Origin of the sequence: Bacteroides sp. ET71 (genome assembly GCF_023336905.1) — a bacterium.
Taxonomy (GTDB): domain Bacteria; phylum Bacteroidota; class Bacteroidia; order Bacteroidales; family Bacteroidaceae; genus Bacteroides.
The window spans coordinates 1-1,040 of the sequence record NZ_JAMBLS010000105.1 but is presented as its reverse complement, the minus strand read 5'-3'; the positions used below and the strand labels follow the sequence as shown (position 1 = coordinate 1,040).

Here is a 1,040-nt window from a genome sequence, read left to right as displayed (position 1 = left end):
AACCATTATCGCTAATTAAAGTAATGAACAGATATGAACAAAACTTTTTTTGAAGATTTCGATATGTCCTTTTGGAATGATAGTGAGTATGCGCAGAAATACTATGTTGGTACTACCCCTACTAATGAGCAATTGGAAGAAGTGGAAAATGAATTGGGATATAAATTACCTCAGTCATATATTGCGTTGGTACAACAACACAATGGGGGTATGCCGATTAACACTTGTTTCCCGACATCAGTTCCAACTTGCTGGGCTGATAATCATATTGCTATTAGCGGAATTATGGGCGTTGATAAAAACAAACCATATTCTCTTTGTGGAGAAATGGGAAATCGTTTTTGGATAGAAGAATGGGGCTATCCTACTATTGGCATTGCAATATGTACCACTCCTTCTGCCGGACATGATATGATATTTTTAGATTATCGTAAATGCTGTTTGGCAGGTGAGCCAAGTGTTGTTCATGTAGACCAAGAAAACAATTATAAAATTACTATGCTTGCAGTAAGTTTTGAAGATTTTATTCGTGGGCTTGCTAATTGCGCAGGATTTGGAAACGTAATTGTCAAAATATAAAACATGGATAATATGAAGAATATAGGACAACAGTTATTTGATATATTGAACTTTATAGATATGTCAGATAAAAGAGAAAGTATAGACCATTTGCCATTCGTACAACAGTTAAAAGATATGTGGGTGGCAACAGATAGTAATAAGTACAACGAAAGAAACAGCAAAATCATAATAGTTAGAATTATCAATGAACTTGTACAACTGAACATTTCGGAAGAAATAGAAACATGGTTGTGCGAATTGGATAAAATTTCCCCTAAATCACCTCAATATGCAATGGACTTTTTAAGAGGTAAAGTGTACTTCCAATTGAAGGAATACACTAAGGCTGCCGAATATCTAAAAAAATCATATAATGCGAATAAAGATTTCTTTTGTAGGCAAGAACAAATATTTCTCAAATTTATAAATAGCGATAACGAAGCAGGATAACGGACAAGCCGTTCCCTGCTACCCCATTA

The 1,040-nt window shown here is 34.4% G+C and carries 2 protein-coding genes; both read left to right on the top strand.

From position 1 onward, the window contains the following. Positions 1–33: 33 nt before the first annotated feature. The gene (locus tag M3090_RS15365) at positions 34–579 is read left to right on the top strand and encodes an SMI1/KNR4 family protein (protein ID WP_117858198.1); all 546 of its coding nucleotides are present in this window, start codon (positions 34–36) and stop codon (positions 577–579) included. 12 nt (positions 580–591) lie between these two features. Further along, on the top strand, positions 592–1,011 hold the full coding sequence (locus M3090_RS15360) for a hypothetical protein (RefSeq protein ID WP_147346651.1): 420 nt from the start codon (positions 592–594) through the stop codon (positions 1,009–1,011). Positions 1,012–1,040 lie beyond the last annotated feature (29 nt).

What these genes read in the sequence shown, in the direction of transcription:
- M3090_RS15365 (WP_117858198.1), top strand. Translation starts at nt 34, where the DNA reads ATGAACAAAACTTTTTTTGAAGATTTCGATATGTCCTTTTGGAATGAT.
- M3090_RS15360 (WP_147346651.1), top strand. Translation starts at nt 592, where the DNA reads ATGAAGAATATAGGACAACAGTTATTTGATATATTGAACTTTATAGAT.